Here is a 16,212-nt window from a genome sequence, read left to right as displayed (position 1 = left end):
TTCAGCGCCGATGGTAGTTGGGGGTCTCCCCCTGTGAGAGTAGGACGCCGCCATGCTTGTTTAGATCAGTTCCAGTCGGAACTGATCTTTTTTGTTTTTTCTTGAAAGGGAACAGACACTAGCGTAATGATGGACACATATACTAAACTACTATCTGGAACATTCTTAATTTTGTATACAATCGATTGAGCTGGGGCATACTGAAGATATAAGATGGAGGTGTCACAATGAGTAAAATGAATCAGCGAGAGGGTGTTTGTCTGATCTGCGAAGAGAAGAAAACAAAAGGGATTTATTTGTATCATCAGTTTTTGTGCCATACATGTGAACGAAAGTTAATATCAACATCGACCTCTGATCCTAGCTATGCGGAATATGTCAAAAAGCTCAAAAATCTTCATACACCCCCTTTGTACTCATAGACCATCACATGGTCTTTTTTTATGATTCTTTCTTAATAGGTCACTTTTTTGGAAACTTACTTTGGACATCATCCGTAATAAATAATAAGATAAAAAGAGAGCCTTATAAAAAATAGGAGTCGATTTGAATGAGATCTATATTTTCAGCAGTTATATGGTCCTTTATCTCTAGTGTACTCTCAATCATTCTTTTGTTTAGTGTAGTTGGGTTGGGTCATACGATAGGGTGGTCGCTTCTTTATGCGCTAGGTAGCTGGATACTTATTTTTACTGGTGGCAGGTGGTTGTCCCTCCAATTGTTTCTTAAGAAGCAAGGCCTTTCAAGAAGTGACTATTCATATATAAAACAACATTTAAAAGAGGCACGACATAAAATGCTTCGTTTAAAGAAAGCTTTATTTGCTGTAAAGAATGTACAAACCATTAAGCATAACTTTGAAATTTTACGGCTTGCCCGAAGAATTTATACAATCACAGTAAAAGAACCAAAACGCTTTTATGATGCTCAGCGTTTTTATTTTGAAAGCTTGGATACTGTTGTTCAATTGACAGAGAAGTATGCGCTGTTGTTTAATCAACCGAATCGCAGTCATGAGCTGGACATGACGCTTAGTCAAACAAGAGTCACATTGACAGAGCTACAACGACAATTAGTCGATGATTTGCATCAGGTTTTGGGAAGGGACATTGAAGAGCTTCATATTGAACTAGAGGTTGCTGGGAAAATGATTAAAAAGTGAGAAAGGGGTCAATTTTGATGAAGCCAGGAGATCAAAAACAGTCGATACTTTCATCAACATCTGATCTTCGGTTTCGTGTGATTGATACTTTATCTGAAGAAGAAAGACGAGAGGCGTTACAGAGGGTAGTTAAGGTGCCGGAAACGAGGCAAAAGTTGCTTTTATATGGTACACGCTTGCAGCAACAATTATTGGATCATTCCAAACAGATGATGGGATACGTAGAGAAGCAGGAGATTGATCAAATAGGTGAAGTGCTGGAGACTTTTTTGAATCAGCTTGGTCAAGTTGAGCCAGAGGACCTGATTCTAAAAAAGGGAGGTTTTTTTCCCAAGTGGTTTAGGCGAGAGAGGCGTTCTGTACAAGAAATTGTTTCTCGTTTTAAACTATCTCAATCACAAATTGAGAGGTTATCTGCTAAGCTGCGCTATGCACGTAATTTATTAATAAGTGATCACAAACTATTGGATCGTTTATATAAACAAAACCAGGAATTTTATCAAGAATTGACCTTTCAGGTAGCAGCAGCTGAAGAAAAGTTAACTCAAATCGAACGAGATGTCCTTCCTCAGTTCAAACATCCAAAGGAACAAACATTGGAAGAACAGTTCATGAATCAAGAGGTTGATTATTTTGACTATGCTGAGAGGCTTAAAGAGCGAATTTATGATTTAATGTTAAGCCGTCAGATCACACTTCAGTGTGGTGCACAGATCCGTATGATACAGCATACCAATCATTCGTTGGCAAATCATATACACTCTACTGTTACTTCATCCATTCCGTTATGGATCAATCAGATGTCGATTGCTTTGACACATATTCAGCAGAGAGAGACAGCCGCACTACAAAAAAGGGTGAATCAAGCATTTGAACAGGCCTCCAAAGATCAAGAGTTGCTTCGAGCGAATGTACCATCCAACCATGTCGAAGCTCTTAAACAAGTACAATATCAATTAGCTGAGGCTTTACAAGAAACTTTTCAACTAAAAGAAGATGGAAAACAAGAGCGTGCCCAAGTGAAAAATGAAATGCAAGAGGTAGAACAGCATTTGGTAGGTATTAAACCAATACAGGAATGAGAATCCAGCTTTATGTTCGCTTCTTTGAACGTTATAATAGATGTAAGATAACGGATTGACCAAAAAGGATCGATATCATTGAAAACACCTTTATATACAGCACTAACTCAACATGCAGAAAAGAGGCCTTACTCTTTTCACGTTCCAGGACATCACAATGGAGATGTCTTTTTTGATGAAGCTCGGCCGTATTTTGCACCGCTTCTTCAACTAGATGTAACGGAGCTTGAAGGATTAGATGATTTGCATCATCCTACAGGTATCATTCAGGAGGCAGAAGCCTTATTAGCCCAACTATATGGGGCACGTATGAGTTTCTTTCTTGTTAATGGGACAACTGTAGGGAATTTAGCAATGGTGATGGCAACCTGCAATAAGGGGGATGAAATCCTCGTGCAACGGAATTGTCATAAGTCGATTTTTCATGCCATTGAGTTAGCAGGTGCAACACCTGTCTTCTTAGAAACGGAACTGGATCAGCATTTACAAGTCTCTACACATGTTTCAGAAAAGACGGTTACGACTGCAATTGCCAAGCATCCTAACAGTAAAGTAATTGTCTTCACATATCCAAACTACTATGGGCATTCGGTTGATTTGACACGTATCATCCAAATATGTCATGACGCAGGATTATTGGTTCTAGTAGATGAGGCACATGGTGCTCATTTCATTTTAGGTGAAGGTTTCCCTCCATCTGCTCTTTCATATGGCGCTGATGTGGTGGTACAATCAGCACATAAAACATTACCTGCGATGACGATGGGGTCGTTTCTCCATATCCAGCATGAACGGGTCGATGGGCAAAAGATCAAAACAATGTTAACCATGCTGCAAAGTAGCTCGCCTTCTTATCCGATTATGGCTTCATTAGATGTAGCTCGTGCTTTTGTCGAAAAGATAAAAACCGAAGGACAGGTCGAACAGGTCATTTCTAGAGTGAAAAGACAGAAGGAACAGCTGTTGCAGATTCCTCACATTGAACTGGTCGAGCCAGAACATGTGAAAACCGATCCGTTGAAATGTTGTATTCGATCAACGAAAGGACTTTCTGGTTATGAGTTAAAAAGGGTACTTGAATCTGTTGAGGTCCATCCAGAGCTTGCAGATGAACATCAAGTATTACTGATTTTTAGCCTAGGAGAAATGAAGCCTTTCCCAGTAGAAATCGTTAAGCAAGCGCTAGAAAGTAGCCATTCACTTTTAGCACAACATGAATCAGGCAGAGATAAAGTACGTCTTATTGAAACAGATCTGCTGCTTCAAGGAATGGAAGTTGTCACATTTGATGAAGCCGTCAATCGGATCAGTGCAGAATCAGTCATTCCTTATCCACCTGGAATACCTCTTATATTAAAAGGAGAACGGATTGAAGTAGAACAGATTGAAAAGCTGAATCGCCTGCTTCATCAAAAGGTTCATGTCCAAGGGAATTCAGTCATTTTTCAACAGCAATTATATGTTTATATAGAAGAGGAGACATTATGAGCGGGATATTTATTACGTTTGAAGGACCAGAGGGTGCTGGGAAAACGACTATTATCAAGAAAGTCTACGATGAGATGGAGCGACAGGGCTTTGCAATTACGGCAACAAGGGAGCCCGGCGGCATTGATATTGCAGAGCAAATTAGAGAAGTCATTTTGAACGAAAAAAACGCCAAAATGGATGCGAAAACAGAGGCATTGCTTTATGCTGCAGCAAGACGACAGCATTTAGCAGAGAAGGTGGAGCCAGCACTTGAGCGTGGGGACACAGTATTGTGTGATCGCTTTGTTGATAGCTCTCTCGCCTATCAGGGCTATGCAAGGCGGCTCGGGATCGATGAGGTAAAATCCATTAATGACTTTGCTATTGACGGAGTAATGCCTCACATGACGATATATTTCTCGATTTCACCGGAGGATGGTTTGAAACGAATTCATGCGAACCAAGAGAGAGAAAAAAATCGTCTGGATATGGAAACGTTGAAATTTCATGAATTGGTTAGAGAAGGCTATGAGTTGCTGATTGCCCGTTCACCAGAGAGATTTCGAGTTGTAGATGCTGCAAGGCCTTTAGAGGAAGTGTATAAGGACGTGCTTCAGCTAGTCAAAGACGCATTGAAGAAAAATCAAATATGACCTGATTACCAATCGTTGTTATAATAAAGAAGAAGACATCGGCATGTCATCTGTGCCTAAAATAAAGGAGGCCAATCAAATGAAATTAATTGTTGCCGTTGTACAGGATCAAGATAGCAGTAGATTGTTGAAAATATTAACAGAACACCAATTTGGCGTGACTAAACTAGCATCAACTGGTGGGTTTTTAAAGTCAGGAAACACGACATTCATTATTGGATGTGATGATATCCGAGTGGATAAAGCCTTACAATTGATTAAAGAGAACGGCAGTAAACGTGATCAGATGATTGCACCTGTATCGCCAATGGGTGGTAATGCAGATTCGTATGTTCCATACCCTGTTGAAGTTGAGGTTGGTGGGGCTACTGTATTTGTTTTGCCAGTTGAACACTTTCATCAATTTTAAGGATGGGTTGCTGTGAAAATTAATCAGGATACGAGGTTACTGTTAGAGAAACGAGAGCTTCAGGCGGCGAAAGGAAATCAGACGTCTGCATCTTTTAGGGCATCTATGGAGATGCAAAGTGGTAAAATGAGGTTGGAGCAGCTAACAGCGATGCTTAGTGATGTTGAAGTATTCGGGAAGAAGTTGTCGAAGTCTAAAAACCTAAAGGATTTAGCGAAATTTAAAGGACTCGTGAAGCGTTTTGTCAAAGAAACCGTAGATAACGGCTTACATCTTGAAACATCACGCAGCTTTGATCTTTATGGAAATACGAGAACACTTGCCCTTGTGAAAGCGTTAGATGAAAAGCTTGTCCAGTTAACAGAGGACATGATGAATCAAGAGAAATCCTCAATTGATTTGTTAGAACGAATAGGGGAAATAAAAGGTTTATTGATTAACCTTTACACATAGAGAGTGATAACATGGCAATTAGCTGGGAAGAAATGAATGATTTGCAGCCGCGTGTCATGCGGCTAATTTTAAATAGTATAGAAAAAAAGAGACTTGCTCATGCGTATTTATTTGAAGGGAAAAAAGGAACAGGTAAACTGGATGCAGCTCTACTTTTAGCAAAAAGCTATTTTTGTTTGGGGGCTGGCGTAGAGCCGTGTGAAACCTGTCAAAACTGTAAGAGAATCAATTCTGGGAACCATCCCGATCTACATCTAGTTCAGCCTGACGGGCAATCGATTAAGAAAGCTCAGGTACAGGCATTGCAAGAGGAATTTACAAAAGCAGGTGTGGAATCACATCGGAAAATGTATATTATTTCGCATGCGGACAAAATGACAGTCAATGCTGCGAATAGTTTACTGAAGTTCCTTGAAGAACCAAATCGTGATACGATTGCAATCTTGGTTACAGAACAATCTCATCAAATGCTTGATACCATTATTTCGAGATGTCAGATGTTAAGCTTCCAGCCCTTACAGCCAAAATCAATAGAGCAACAGCTCATGCAAGAAGATGTGCCAATCCATATTGCAAGGCTCTTGTCGAATTTAACCAATAATTTGACAGAAGCACTCGAATTAAGTCGAAATGATCAGTTTGCAGAGTCTAGAGCGAAAGTGATAAAATTGTATGAAGTCTTGCACCAGCGAAAAGAACATGCGTTTTTTTATATACAAGATCAATGGATGCCTTTTTTCAAAGAGAAAGACCTTCAAGAAACAGGTCTGGATATGCTTTTATTTATATATCGTGATGTATTGTCGATTCAAATAGGGAACGAAGATAAAGTCATTTATCAAGACTTATTCCAGACAATGAAGCAGCATGCGCTGCATTCCACACAGCAGATGGTGACAAATCAGATCCTTGCTGTATTAGAAGCGAAAAAGAGACTTCAATCCAACGTGAATGCCCAAGGGCTAATGGAGCAATTGGTGTTAATGTTGCAGGAGGGATAAGCTTGTACAACGTAATTGGTGTTCGCTTTAAAAAAGCGGGCAAAATTTATTATTTTGATCCAAATGGATTTCATATAGAAAATGATAGCTGTGTCATTGTTGAAACAGTGAGAGGTGTCGAATATGGGCAAGTCGTCATCGCAGATAAGCAGGTCGATGAACATGATGTCGTTCTGCCACTTCGTAAGGTGATCCGCGTGGCAGATGAACGCGATCGACTCATTGTTGAAGAAAACAAAGAAGCTGCAGCGACAGCCTTTGATACTTGTTTGCAAAAAGTGAGTCAACATGGATTAGAAATGAAGCTTGTTGATGTTGAATTTACTTTTGATCGGAACAAAGTGATTTTCTACTTTACTGCTGATGGCAGAGTCGACTTCCGTGAACTTGTTAAAGACCTTGCGTCTATTTTTAAAACAAGAATAGAACTTCGTCAAATCGGTGTAAGAGATGAGGCAAAAATGTTGGGTGGGATTGGGCCATGTGGCAGAATGCTTTGTTGCTCAACGTTTTTAGGTGATTTTGAACCTGTGTCGATTAAAATGGCAAAGGATCAGAACTTGTCTTTAAATCCAACAAAGATTTCAGGGCTTTGCGGTCGTCTAATGTGCTGCTTGAAGTATGAGAATGACGAATACGAATCAGCCAAGGAGCTACTCCCGGACATAGGTGAAACGATTCAAACGTCTAGCGGTTCTGCAAAGGTAGTAGGACTCAACATTTTAGAACGAATTTTACAAGTTGAATTAACCGGACAAGAAAAAGTGGTAGAATATACATGGGAAGAGTTAATACAAGAAGGCGTTGTATCTGCACAAACAACTGAGTAACGAGGTGTGCCACCTTGGATAAAAAGGAACTATTTGATACGGTCATTAATTTAGAAGAACAAATCGGCTCTCTCTATCGCCAACTGGGTGATTTGAAAAATCATATCGGCGAAGTGATTGAAGAAAACCATCAGCTTCAGATGGAGAATCAACACTTGCGTGAACGTCTGGATCAGTCCAACCGAAGCAAGTTGTCTGAGGAAGGGCATGATGATACTGCCCAGAAGCAAAATCATTCTGATATTGGCGAAGGTCATGATAACTTGGCTCGACTCTATCAGGAGGGTTTCCATATTTGCAATGTTCATTATGGAAGCATTCGGAAAGAAGGAGACTGTTTGTTCTGTCTTTCATTTTTAAATAAAAAATGAGAAAGGGCTTCCGCTAAATCGGGAGCCTTTTTCACAGGTTAAGAAAGGATACATGATGGTTTCATTAAGAGAAGATGAACGTTTAGATTATTTGCTTGCGGAAGATATGAAAATTATTCAAAGTAAAACGGTATTTGCCTTTTCATTAGATGCGGTTCTGCTGGCTAAATTTGCATATGTCCCGATTCAAAAAGGAGAAATCATTGATCTTTGTACAGGAAATGGGATTATTCCCCTTTTGTTGACGACCCGATCTAAAGCATCAGTGACCGGAGTTGAAATTCAAGAACGCCTGTTTGATATGGCTGCTAGAAGTGTTGAATATAACAAGCTTGGTGAACAAATTAAGCTCATACATGGTGATTTAAATGACATGCCTAAACAGTATGGTAACCACAAGGTGGATGTGATTACTTGCAATCCTCCTTATTTTAAAACACCTTCACAAGATGAAATCAATGAAAATGAGTATTTAGCCATCGCAAGACATGAAATTCATTGTACGTTAGAAGATGTGATTCGGGTGTCATCTACCCTGCTAAAGCAAGGGGGGAAATTAGCGATGGTTCATCGCCCCGGCAGACTTCTTGAAATGGTGGAGCTGATGAAAAAATATCGAATTGAACCAAAACGTATTCAATTCGTCTACCCAAAGCAGGGAAAAGAAGCAAATACCATTTTGATCGAAGGGATCAAAGATGGAAAGCCGGATTTAAAAATTCTTCCGCCCTTATTTGTTTACCATGAGAATGGTGAGTACACAGATGATATAAGGACGATCTTATATGGAGGAAAATAGGCATTATTTTTATGTACTAAAGTGTGCGGATGGTAGTCTTTATGCTGGGTATACGAATGATTTAGAAAAGAGGCTTCTCACACATAATAGTGGAAAGGGAGCCAAATACACGAGGGCAAGACTTCCTGTTGAACTCTTTTATTTCGAATGCTTTTCAACGAAAAGGGAAGCGATGCAGCAGGAATACTTTTTCAAGACACTGACGAGAAGAAAAAAAGACATTTATATAGAAGAAAAGCAGAAATTGAAGGAGGCAGTGTATGCTGACGATGCAAAAAAGCTTTGATGGGCAATCTGAGATGGGCGTGCTCTATCTAGTGCCAACACCCATTGGGAATTTGGGAGATATGACGTTTCGTGCTGTACAAACTTTGAAGGAAGTCGACTATATCGCTGCTGAGGATACAAGGCAGACGAAAAAACTCTGTCATGTGTATGAGATTGAAACGCCCCTGACAAGCTACCATGAACATAATAAAGAGAGCAGTGGGCATAAATTGATCGAATGGTTAAAAGAAGGGAAACATATCGCTCTTGTAAGTGATGCGGGTTTACCAACCATATCTGATCCAGGAGCGGAGATCGTTAGAGATTTTACGAAAATTGGCGGATATGTTGTTCCTCTCCCTGGGGCGAATGCCGCGTTAACAGCTCTAATCGCTTCAGGTATTGCACCTCAACCGTTTTTCTTCTACGGATTCCTTGATCGACAAAAGAAAGAAAAGAAAAAACAGCTTGAATCACTAAAACATCGTGAAGAAACCATTATTTTTTATGAAGCACCTCATCGTTTAAAAGAAACGTTGTCGGTGTTGAAAGAGATATGGGGCAATCGAGACATTGCTATTACACGAGAATTAACGAAGAAATTTGAAGAGTTTATACGGGGAGATCTTGAACAAGTCATAACCTGGGCAGACAATCATCAAATCCGTGGGGAATTTTGCCTTGTGGTACAAGGAAATCAACATGCTGATGAAGATCATGCTGAAGAGGTTTGGTGGCAGTCTTTGTCTGAGAAAGAGCATGTGATCCATTATATAGATGAAGGTTTGACATCAAAAGAAGCCATCAAACGTGCAGCAGTTGAGCGTGGTGTGCCAAAGCGCGTAGTGTATGATGCGTATCATATTGAAAAATAAAAAAGGGTTCTTGCATTTAAGCAAGAACCCTTTTTCTATATGAAACTTATTTTTGTGCTTGAATTTGATTTTGGATCTCGTTAATGATTTGTTCTGCACCTTCACGGCTAAGAACTAATTTACCATTAGCAAGTTTAAGGTTATCGTCTGATACTTCACCAGTTACTTGACAAGTCATGTTTGGTTTATATTTTTTTAGGATAATTTTTTCATCATCAACATAAATTTCCAAAGCGTCTTTTTCAGCAATTCCTAGTGTACGGCGAAGTTCGATTGGAATCACCACGCGTCCTAATTCGTCAACTTTACGTACAATACCTGTAGATTTCATCTTCATTCTCCTCCCAAAACAATCTTATTCTTAATATAATATTATCTTCGTCATTATTCGACAAATTCCTTACATTCTTAGCATAACAAGGTTTCCATAAATCGTCAATCATTTTGTTTACTATTGTTTGTAAAAATTGACTCTTAAAGTCAAAAGACCTTGAAATCATTGATATGAAAGGGTTTATGTAAAATAACTCTTTAATAAATTATAAAATACAAAATCAGATTTTCAAGACTTTTGCCCTAACTTAGACAAAATATAATTTAGAAAAAGCTTTCGTACGACATAATTCGACAAAATGTCGATGATTTTGTCGTTTTTCTAAAACATTCTTTTTATTTGATTTCGAAAGGTTCTATGTATATATGCTTGAACTTGAAGGCTAAGATGGTATCATAGAGAAAGCACAAGTGTAACAAATAATGAAATATTGTATATGTTTATGCAGAACTAATAGCCGCTCTCGTCCATTGGGCGGGAGCTTTTGACATTCATATGTAGGAGGTTCCCTAAATGCCAGAAAATAAAAAAACATTTTACCTGACAACACCGATTTACTATCCAAGTGGAAAATTACATATCGGACATGCTTATACGACGGTGGCGGGTGATGCCATGGCTCGATATAAACGACTTCAAGGTTATGATGTCATGTACTTAACTGGAACAGATGAGCATGGGCAAAAAATTCAGCAAAAAGCAGAAGAGCAAAACATTACGCCTATTGAGTATTTAGATCCAGTTGTTGCGGATATTAAAGCACTTTGGAAGAAACTTGATATTTCCAATGATGACTTCATTCGCACAACAGAAAAGCGTCATACAAACATCATCGAAAAGGTATTCCAAAAGCTATTGGATCAAGGGGACATCTATTTAGATGAATATGAAGGCTGGTACAGCATTCCTGATGAAACGTTCTATACAGAAACACAGCTTGTGGATGTAGAGCGCAATGAAAAGGGAGAGGTCATTGGCGGAAAAAGCCCTGATAGTGGCCATCCAGTTGAATTAATTAAAGAAGAATCTTATTTCTTCCGTATGAGTAAATATGCAGATCGTTTGCTTGATTATTATGAGAAAAACCCATCATTCATTCAACCAGAATCAAGAAAGAATGAAATGATTAATAATTTTATTAAACCGGGTCTTGAGGATTTGGCGGTATCAAGAACTACCTTTGACTGGGGTATTAAAGTGCCAAATAATCCAAAGCACGTCATTTATGTCTGGATTGACGCGTTGTTTAACTATTTGACGGCGCTTGGTTATGGAACGGATCAGGACGAAAAGTATCAAAAATATTGGCCTGCGAATGTTCATCTTGTTGGAAAAGAGATTGTTCGTTTCCACACGATTTATTGGCCAATTATGTTAATGGCACTTGATCTACCATTACCTAAACAAATATTTGCACATGGTTGGTTATTAATGAAGGATGGGAAAATGTCTAAATCAAAGGGGAACGTAGTAGACCCAGTGACATTGATTGACCGTTATGGCCTTGATGAACTTCGTTATTACTTACTTCGTGAAGTGCCTTTTGGCGCAGATGGTGTGTTTACACCAGAAGGATTCGTGGAACGAGTAAATTATGACCTGGCAAATGACTTAGGAAACCTGCTCAACCGAACGGTGGCAATGATTCAAAAATACTTTGATGGCACATTAAGCAGCTACAAAGGGCCAGTAAATGAATTCGATGAGGAATTAAAAGCTGTTGCAGAGCAGGTTGTTAAAGCTTATGAAGAAGCGATGGAGAATCTGGAGTTTTCTGTGGCGCTATCAAATGTATGGACATTAATTAGCAGAACGAATAAGTACATTGATCAAACAGCCCCTTGGATTTTGGCGAAGGATGAAGAGAAACGAAAAGAGCTTCATTCTGTTATGTATCATTTAGCGGAATCACTACGTATTTCGGCTGTACTGTTAACGCCATTCCTAACTAAAACACCAGATGAAATCTTTGCACAGCTTGGTGTTGAAGACGATGCACTCCAAAACTGGGACAGCATTCTATCTTTCGGAAACATAAAAAAGACAACTGTTCAAAAAGGTGATCCTTTATTCCCACGATTAGATGCAGAGGAAGAGGTTGCTTACATTAAAGAAAAAATGCAAGGAAGCGCTCCTAAAGTAGAAGAAACAGAAGTCAAGGAAGTAGACATACCAGAGCTAGGAGCAGAAATCGCTTTTGATGATTTCTCAAAAGTAGATCTTCGTGTCGCACAAGTACTAGAAGCTGCACCTGTGAAAAAAGCTGATCGACTCTTAAAGCTACAGCTTGATTTTGGATTCGATCAAAGACAAATTGTTTCAGGTATCGCTAAACATTATCAGCCTGAAGAGCTTGTGGGGAAAAAATTAGTTTGTGTTGCTAACTTGTCGCCAGTAAAACTACGTGGAGAAATTTCACAAGGGATGATTCTGACTGGTGAAACAAACGGGAAATTAACAGTTCTTGAGGTAGATCAATCACTAGCGAACGGAACGAAAATTCTATAATTGTCAAAGGTGTTCCACGTGTAACATTTCGTCGAACACCTTTTTTTCATCAAAAAACTTGTCGAAAGGAGAATATAGATGTTATTTGATACGCATGCCCATTTAAACGCAGAGCAATACAAGGAAGACTTAGAACAGGTGATTCAAAGAGCGCAGGAAGAGCAAGTAGAGAAAATTGTGGTGGTTGGATTTGATCGACCAACGATTAATCGAGCGATGGAATTAATCGAAGAGTATGATTTTCTTTATGCAGCAATTGGCTGGCATCCTGTGGATGCAATTGATATGACAGATGAGGATTTGGCTTGGATTAAGGAGCTATCTGCCCATGAAAAAGTTGTCGCAATCGGTGAGATGGGTCTGGACTATTATTGGGATAAGTCCCCAAAAGAAGTGCAAAAAGACGTTTTCAGACGACAAATTGCCCTTGCCAAGGAAGTTAATTTACCAATTATCATTCACAACCGTGAAGCGACAGAAGACGTTGTGACCATTTTAAAAGAGGAGGGCGCGGCAGAAGTAGGTGGAATTATGCATTGCTTTACGGGGAGTTTAGAAGTAGCAAAAGAATGCATGAAAATGAATTTTTATATATCATTTGGTGGCCCTGTTACGTTTAAAAATGCAAAAAAACCGAAAGAAGTGGTGAAGGAAATCCCAAGAGATCGTTTGCTGATCGAAACAGATTGTCCTTATCTCTCACCGACTCCGTTTAGAGGAAAACGAAATGAACCAAGCTATGTCAAGTATATTGCAGAGCAAATAGCAGAGCTGCGTGAAATCAGCTTTGAAGAGCTGGCAGAATTGACAACTGAAAATGCCAAAAAAGTTTTCCGTATAAACTGACAGTATATGATGTCAAAGTTTGTTTAAGCTTGTCCTTTTTATGAAATAAACGAAAAAGTTCTACACGTTTACTTCTCCTCATAGGATAAGTTGTCGATAAGTCTTTCTTCCCTTCCTTTTTGAAATCTCCCATAATAGGGGGACAATCAATCATTTTTGTACAGTTGGAGGAAGGGTTGACAGGTTTTGAGATACTCTATATAATCTCTCCGAGGAGAAGGAGGCGTTTTTCATCGTACAAAAAATGAAAAATCTGTTTTCTGTTAAGCTAGGAAAAAGCAAAGTACTATTCTTAGTGGTTTGCTTATTATTAGCGGGAACTGGGACAGCTTACGGTGCGCATGAGCTCACCAAGCAGTCGATTACCATTTCGATTAATGGCAAAAAGAAAACCATTCGTACACATGAAGACACAGTTGGACAGTTGCTCTCAGACCTTGGAATAAGGACCAGGGCGGAGGATCATATTTCTCCAAGTCCAGATCAGAAGATTACAAGCAATATGAAAATTGTGTATGATGCAGCTATACCGGTTCAACTTACCCTAGATGGGAAAGAGCAGAAGATATGGACAACAGATCAAACGGTTGGAGCATTATTGAAGAATGAGCAAATAGATGTTGGAAAGCATGATCAAGTCATTCCAGGGAAGGACAACAAGATTAAAGAAAATATGCAGCTTGTTGTTCATCAGGCATTCCACGTGAGTCTGAATGATGGAGGAAAGACCAAGAAATTGTGGACCACTTCGACTACGGTCGCTGACTTTTTAAAGAAACAAGAGCTAAAGCTCGAGAAGCACGATAAGATCAAACCTGCGCTACATACTTCCATTACGAAGAAAAACGCAGACATTAAGATCACGCGAGTGGAAAAAGTCACCGATGTAGTGGAAGAGAAAATTGCTTTTGATACCAAACGAAAAAAAGATCATTCTTTGGAAAAAGGAAAAGAGAAGGTTCTTGAAAAAGGTGAAGAAGGCAAAATGAAGAAGCACTATGCCATCATAAAAGAAAATGGCAAAGTCGTTTCGAAAGAACTTGTCAAAGAGGTCACAGCTAAAAACAGTAAGGATCAGCTGATTGCGATAGGGACCCAAGTGTCTAAAAAAGAAGCTCAGCCTAATCAGACTGTCTCACGCAGCAATGAATCTTCCGCAAAAGAATTTTACGTTACATCAACAGCCTATACAGCGAGCTGTAGTGGATGTACTGGTAGAACGTCAACAGGTTATAATTTAAAAGCAAATCCAGGTGCGAAGGTCATAGCAGTGGATCCAAATGTCATTCCGCTAGGCTCCAAAGTCTATGTAGAAGGCTATGGGTATGCCGTTGCATCTGACACCGGATCCGCTATCAAAGGAAATAAAATAGATGTGTTTGTCCCTAATAAGTCGACAGCTTATCAGTGGGGAAATAAAAGGGTAAAAATCAGGGTGTTAAATTAAACACATCACATGATTTATATAAGCAGAGGGTTTTGCGGACCCTCTGTTTTTTTGGTTATAATAGAGGTATTGCTTTCTTATTAATAAGACGCAAAAAGGGTATAAAAGGTTTCGTTTTTTACCAAAAATATTCTGTTTTTTGCAAGTGGAGGAATAAATGAAAATCAAAGAAATCATTGTGGTCGAAGGCCGAGATGATACAGCCAGAGTGAAGCTGGCGGTTGATGCTGATACAATAGAAACAAACGGCTCTGCGATCGGAGAAGCTGTGATTCGTCAAGTTCGACTTGCGCAAGCAACGAGGGGTGTTATTATTTTAACTGACCCTGATTTTCCTGGTGAGAAAATACGAAAGACGATTGCTGAGGCGGTTCCAGGATGCAAGCATGCTTTTTTGCCAAAGAATTTAGCGAAGGCTAAGCACAATAAAGGAATTGGTGTCGAGCATGCTTCACCAGAAAGCATCAGAGCCTGCTTGGCCCATGTACATGAAGAGATGGAAGAGTCGATCAGTGAGATAGCATTAGATGATCTATTAGATGCTGGTCTGATTGGCGGAGATGCGGCTAAACGTCGCCGCGAACGTCTTGGTATCCTTTTAAATATTGGATATACAAATGCGAAGCAGTTACAAAAGCGTCTTCAAATGTTTCAAATAACAAAACGTGATTTTATTGCGGCACTGGAGACCGTAATGCAGGAGGAAGCCGATGAATAAAGATATAGCGACACCCTTAAGAACAAAAGAGATTTTAAAAAAGTATGGTTTCTCTTTTAAAAAGAGCTTGGGTCAGAACTTCTTAATTGATACCAACATTTTAGACAGGATTGTTGATCATGCCGAAATTACAAATGAGACGGGTGTGATTGAGATTGGTCCTGGAATCGGTGCGTTGACGGAACAGTTAGCAAAGCGAGCAAAGAAAGTGACGGCATTTGAGATTGATCAGCGTTTATTGCCGATTTTAAAAGATACGCTCTCTCCATATGACAATGTCTCCATCATTCATCAAGATGTTCTGAAGGCAGATGTGAAGCGAGTCATTGAAGAACAATTTGCTGACTGTAAGGAAGTAATGGTTGTCGCGAATCTTCCTTATTATGTAACAACTCCAATTATTATGAAGCTGCTTGAAGAGAACCTTCCATTGAAGGGGATCGTTGTCATGCTACAAAAAGAAGTGGCAGATCGTATGGCAGCGAGTCCTTCTTCTAAGGAATATAACTCTTTGTCAATCGCAGTCCAATTTTATACGGAAGCTAAAACGGTGATGGTTGTACCAAAGACGGTTTTTGTCCCTCAGCCAAATGTAGATTCTGCAGTCATTAAATTAACAGTAAGGAAGTCACCAGCTGTATCGGTTGATCACGAAGCGTTCTTTTTCCAGTTAATTCGCGCAAGCTTTGGTCAAAGACGTAAAACCTTAATGAACAATCTCACCAACAATTTAAATGACGGAAAGAAAAATAAATTAGTCATTGAGCAAGCATTGCAGGAAGCGAATATTGATGGGAAACGTCGCGGTGAATCTCTTTCCATTGAAGAGTTTGCCCGTTTATCGAATGAGTTACATAAAGTCCTTTTTTAGGGGCTTTTTTTTGTTTTTCACCACATGAGCTGTGCCAGCATAGGCTAGAAAGAACAAACCAGTGCTGATTGAATAAACATACATGAAAGATCGGCAGTTATTGGTGTAAGACGATA

19 protein-coding genes are annotated in these 16,212 nt (G+C 39.4%); 18 read left to right on the top strand and 1 reads right to left on the bottom strand.

Annotated features, from left to right (window positions below; translation table 11 throughout):
• Positions 1-227 precede the first annotated feature (227 nt).
• From ACQKEZ_RS18770 to rsmI, 13 genes are all read left to right on the top strand, one after another.
• Positions 228-422, top strand: coding sequence for a sigma factor G inhibitor Gin (locus tag ACQKEZ_RS18770; protein ID WP_427303432.1), 195 nt, complete (start codon positions 228-230; stop codon positions 420-422).
• Positions 423-550: 128 nt separating this feature from the next.
• Positions 551-1,162: a 5-bromo-4-chloroindolyl phosphate hydrolysis family protein gene (locus tag ACQKEZ_RS18765; RefSeq protein ID WP_427303430.1), complete on the top strand. Its 612-nt coding sequence runs from the start codon at positions 551-553 to the stop codon at positions 1,160-1,162.
• Positions 1,163-1,179: 17 nt separating this feature from the next.
• Entirely contained in the window at positions 1,180-2,244 is a 1,065-nt protein-coding gene (locus ACQKEZ_RS18760; protein WP_427303428.1) for a toxic anion resistance protein, read from the top strand.
• 78 nt (positions 2,245-2,322) lie between these two features.
• Positions 2,323-3,732, top strand: coding sequence for an aminotransferase class I/II-fold pyridoxal phosphate-dependent enzyme (locus tag ACQKEZ_RS18755; protein WP_427303426.1), 1,410 nt, complete (start codon positions 2,323-2,325; stop codon positions 3,730-3,732).
• On the top strand, positions 3,729-4,367 hold the full coding sequence (gene tmk, locus ACQKEZ_RS18750; RefSeq protein ID WP_427303424.1) for a dTMP kinase: 639 nt from the start codon (positions 3,729-3,731) through the stop codon (positions 4,365-4,367). The genes ACQKEZ_RS18755 and tmk overlap by 4 nt, the downstream gene beginning before the upstream one ends.
• Positions 4,368-4,446: 79 nt before the next feature.
• Positions 4,447-4,776, top strand: coding sequence for a cyclic-di-AMP receptor (locus tag ACQKEZ_RS18745; RefSeq protein WP_427303422.1), 330 nt, complete (start codon positions 4,447-4,449; stop codon positions 4,774-4,776).
• Positions 4,777-4,788: 12 nt separating this feature from the next.
• Positions 4,789-5,229: a YaaR family protein gene (locus ACQKEZ_RS18740; protein ID WP_427303420.1), complete on the top strand. Its 441-nt coding sequence runs from the start codon at positions 4,789-4,791 to the stop codon at positions 5,227-5,229.
• 11 nt (positions 5,230-5,240) lie between these two features.
• The gene (holB, locus tag ACQKEZ_RS18735; RefSeq protein WP_427303419.1) at positions 5,241-6,230 is read left to right on the top strand and encodes a DNA polymerase III subunit delta'; all 990 of its coding nucleotides are present in this window, start codon (positions 5,241-5,243) and stop codon (positions 6,228-6,230) included.
• Positions 6,231-6,232: 2 nt separating this feature from the next.
• Positions 6,233-7,060 (top strand): PSP1 domain-containing protein, encoded by an 828-nt coding sequence (locus ACQKEZ_RS18730; protein ID WP_427303417.1) that lies wholly within the window; start codon positions 6,233-6,235, stop codon positions 7,058-7,060.
• A gap of 14 nt (positions 7,061-7,074) precedes the next feature.
• Complete coding sequence (gene yabA, locus ACQKEZ_RS18725; protein ID WP_427303415.1) at positions 7,075-7,431, top strand: DNA replication initiation control protein YabA; 357 nt, start codon at positions 7,075-7,077, stop codon at positions 7,429-7,431.
• Positions 7,432-7,486: 55 nt separating this feature from the next.
• Positions 7,487-8,230, top strand: coding sequence for a tRNA1(Val) (adenine(37)-N6)-methyltransferase (locus ACQKEZ_RS18720; protein ID WP_427303440.1), 744 nt, complete (start codon positions 7,487-7,489; stop codon positions 8,228-8,230).
• Positions 8,217-8,516: a GIY-YIG nuclease family protein gene (locus ACQKEZ_RS18715; protein ID WP_427303413.1), complete on the top strand. Its 300-nt coding sequence runs from the start codon at positions 8,217-8,219 to the stop codon at positions 8,514-8,516. Before ACQKEZ_RS18720 ends, ACQKEZ_RS18715 begins: the two co-directional genes overlap by 14 nt.
• Positions 8,491-9,372 carry a 16S rRNA (cytidine(1402)-2'-O)-methyltransferase gene (gene rsmI, locus ACQKEZ_RS18710; protein WP_427303412.1) on the top strand — a complete coding sequence of 294 codons (882 nt, stop codon included), beginning with the start codon at positions 8,491-8,493 and terminating at the stop codon, positions 9,370-9,372. The genes ACQKEZ_RS18715 and rsmI overlap by 26 nt, the downstream gene beginning before the upstream one ends.
• A 46-nt stretch (positions 9,373-9,418) precedes the next feature.
• On the opposite strand, the gene ACQKEZ_RS18705 is transcribed toward rsmI, so the two are convergent.
• Positions 9,419-9,709, bottom strand: a complete 291-nt coding sequence (locus ACQKEZ_RS18705; RefSeq protein WP_427303410.1) for an AbrB/MazE/SpoVT family DNA-binding domain-containing protein — start codon at positions 9,707-9,709, stop codon at positions 9,419-9,421.
• Positions 9,710-10,219: 510 nt separating this feature from the next.
• Between ACQKEZ_RS18705 and metG the strand changes: the two genes are divergently transcribed.
• The 5 genes from metG to rsmA all read left to right on the top strand — a co-directional run bounded on the left by metG (position 10,220) and on the right by rsmA (position 16,096).
• A complete protein-coding gene (gene metG / locus ACQKEZ_RS18700; RefSeq protein ID WP_427303408.1) occupies positions 10,220-12,214 on the top strand; it encodes a methionine--tRNA ligase in 1,995 nt (664 codons plus the stop codon).
• 78 nt (positions 12,215-12,292) lie between these two features.
• Positions 12,293-13,060, top strand: a complete 768-nt coding sequence (locus ACQKEZ_RS18695; protein ID WP_427303406.1) for a TatD family hydrolase — start codon at positions 12,293-12,295, stop codon at positions 13,058-13,060.
• Between the two features lie 244 nt (positions 13,061-13,304).
• Positions 13,305-14,507, top strand: a complete 1,203-nt coding sequence (locus ACQKEZ_RS18690; RefSeq protein WP_427303404.1) for a ubiquitin-like domain-containing protein — start codon at positions 13,305-13,307, stop codon at positions 14,505-14,507.
• Between the two features lie 157 nt (positions 14,508-14,664).
• Positions 14,665-15,225 (top strand): ribonuclease M5, encoded by a 561-nt coding sequence (gene rnmV / locus ACQKEZ_RS18685; RefSeq protein ID WP_427303402.1) that lies wholly within the window; start codon positions 14,665-14,667, stop codon positions 15,223-15,225.
• On the top strand, positions 15,218-16,096 hold the full coding sequence (gene rsmA, locus ACQKEZ_RS18680) for a 16S rRNA (adenine(1518)-N(6)/adenine(1519)-N(6))-dimethyltransferase RsmA (protein WP_427303400.1): 879 nt from the start codon (positions 15,218-15,220) through the stop codon (positions 16,094-16,096). The genes rnmV and rsmA overlap by 8 nt, the downstream gene beginning before the upstream one ends.
• Positions 16,097-16,212 lie beyond the last annotated feature (116 nt).

Origin of the sequence: Bacillus sp. NPDC077027 (assembly GCF_050269555.1) — a bacterium.
Lineage (GTDB): Bacteria > Bacillota > Bacilli > Bacillales > Bacillaceae > Bacillus.
Note: the sequence above shows the minus strand (reverse complement) of the source record. Positions and strands in the feature narration are given on the sequence as shown.

What these genes read in the sequence shown, in the direction of transcription:
- ACQKEZ_RS18770 (WP_427303432.1), top strand. Translation starts at nt 228, where the DNA reads ATGAGTAAAATGAATCAGCGAGAGGGTGTTTGTCTGATCTGCGAAGAG.
- ACQKEZ_RS18765 (WP_427303430.1), top strand. Translation starts at nt 551, where the DNA reads ATGAGATCTATATTTTCAGCAGTTATATGGTCCTTTATCTCTAGTGTA.
- ACQKEZ_RS18760 (WP_427303428.1), top strand. Translation starts at nt 1,180, where the DNA reads ATGAAGCCAGGAGATCAAAAACAGTCGATACTTTCATCAACATCTGAT.
- tmk (WP_427303424.1), top strand. Translation starts at nt 3,729, where the DNA reads ATGAGCGGGATATTTATTACGTTTGAAGGACCAGAGGGTGCTGGGAAA.
- ACQKEZ_RS18745 (WP_427303422.1), top strand. Translation starts at nt 4,447, where the DNA reads ATGAAATTAATTGTTGCCGTTGTACAGGATCAAGATAGCAGTAGATTG.
- holB (WP_427303419.1), top strand. Translation starts at nt 5,241, where the DNA reads ATGGCAATTAGCTGGGAAGAAATGAATGATTTGCAGCCGCGTGTCATG.
- ACQKEZ_RS18720 (WP_427303440.1), top strand. Translation starts at nt 7,487, where the DNA reads ATGGTTTCATTAAGAGAAGATGAACGTTTAGATTATTTGCTTGCGGAA.
- ACQKEZ_RS18715 (WP_427303413.1), top strand. Translation starts at nt 8,217, where the DNA reads ATGGAGGAAAATAGGCATTATTTTTATGTACTAAAGTGTGCGGATGGT.
- rsmI (WP_427303412.1), top strand. Translation starts at nt 8,491, where the DNA reads ATGCTGACGATGCAAAAAAGCTTTGATGGGCAATCTGAGATGGGCGTG.
- ACQKEZ_RS18705 (WP_427303410.1), bottom strand. Translation starts at nt 9,709, where the DNA reads ATGAAGATGAAATCTACAGGTATTGTACGTAAAGTTGACGAATTAGGA.
- metG (WP_427303408.1), top strand. Translation starts at nt 10,220, where the DNA reads ATGCCAGAAAATAAAAAAACATTTTACCTGACAACACCGATTTACTAT.
- ACQKEZ_RS18695 (WP_427303406.1), top strand. Translation starts at nt 12,293, where the DNA reads ATGTTATTTGATACGCATGCCCATTTAAACGCAGAGCAATACAAGGAA.
- ACQKEZ_RS18690 (WP_427303404.1), top strand. Translation starts at nt 13,305, where the DNA reads ATGAAAAATCTGTTTTCTGTTAAGCTAGGAAAAAGCAAAGTACTATTC.
- rnmV (WP_427303402.1), top strand. Translation starts at nt 14,665, where the DNA reads ATGAAAATCAAAGAAATCATTGTGGTCGAAGGCCGAGATGATACAGCC.
- rsmA (WP_427303400.1), top strand. Translation starts at nt 15,218, where the DNA reads ATGAATAAAGATATAGCGACACCCTTAAGAACAAAAGAGATTTTAAAA.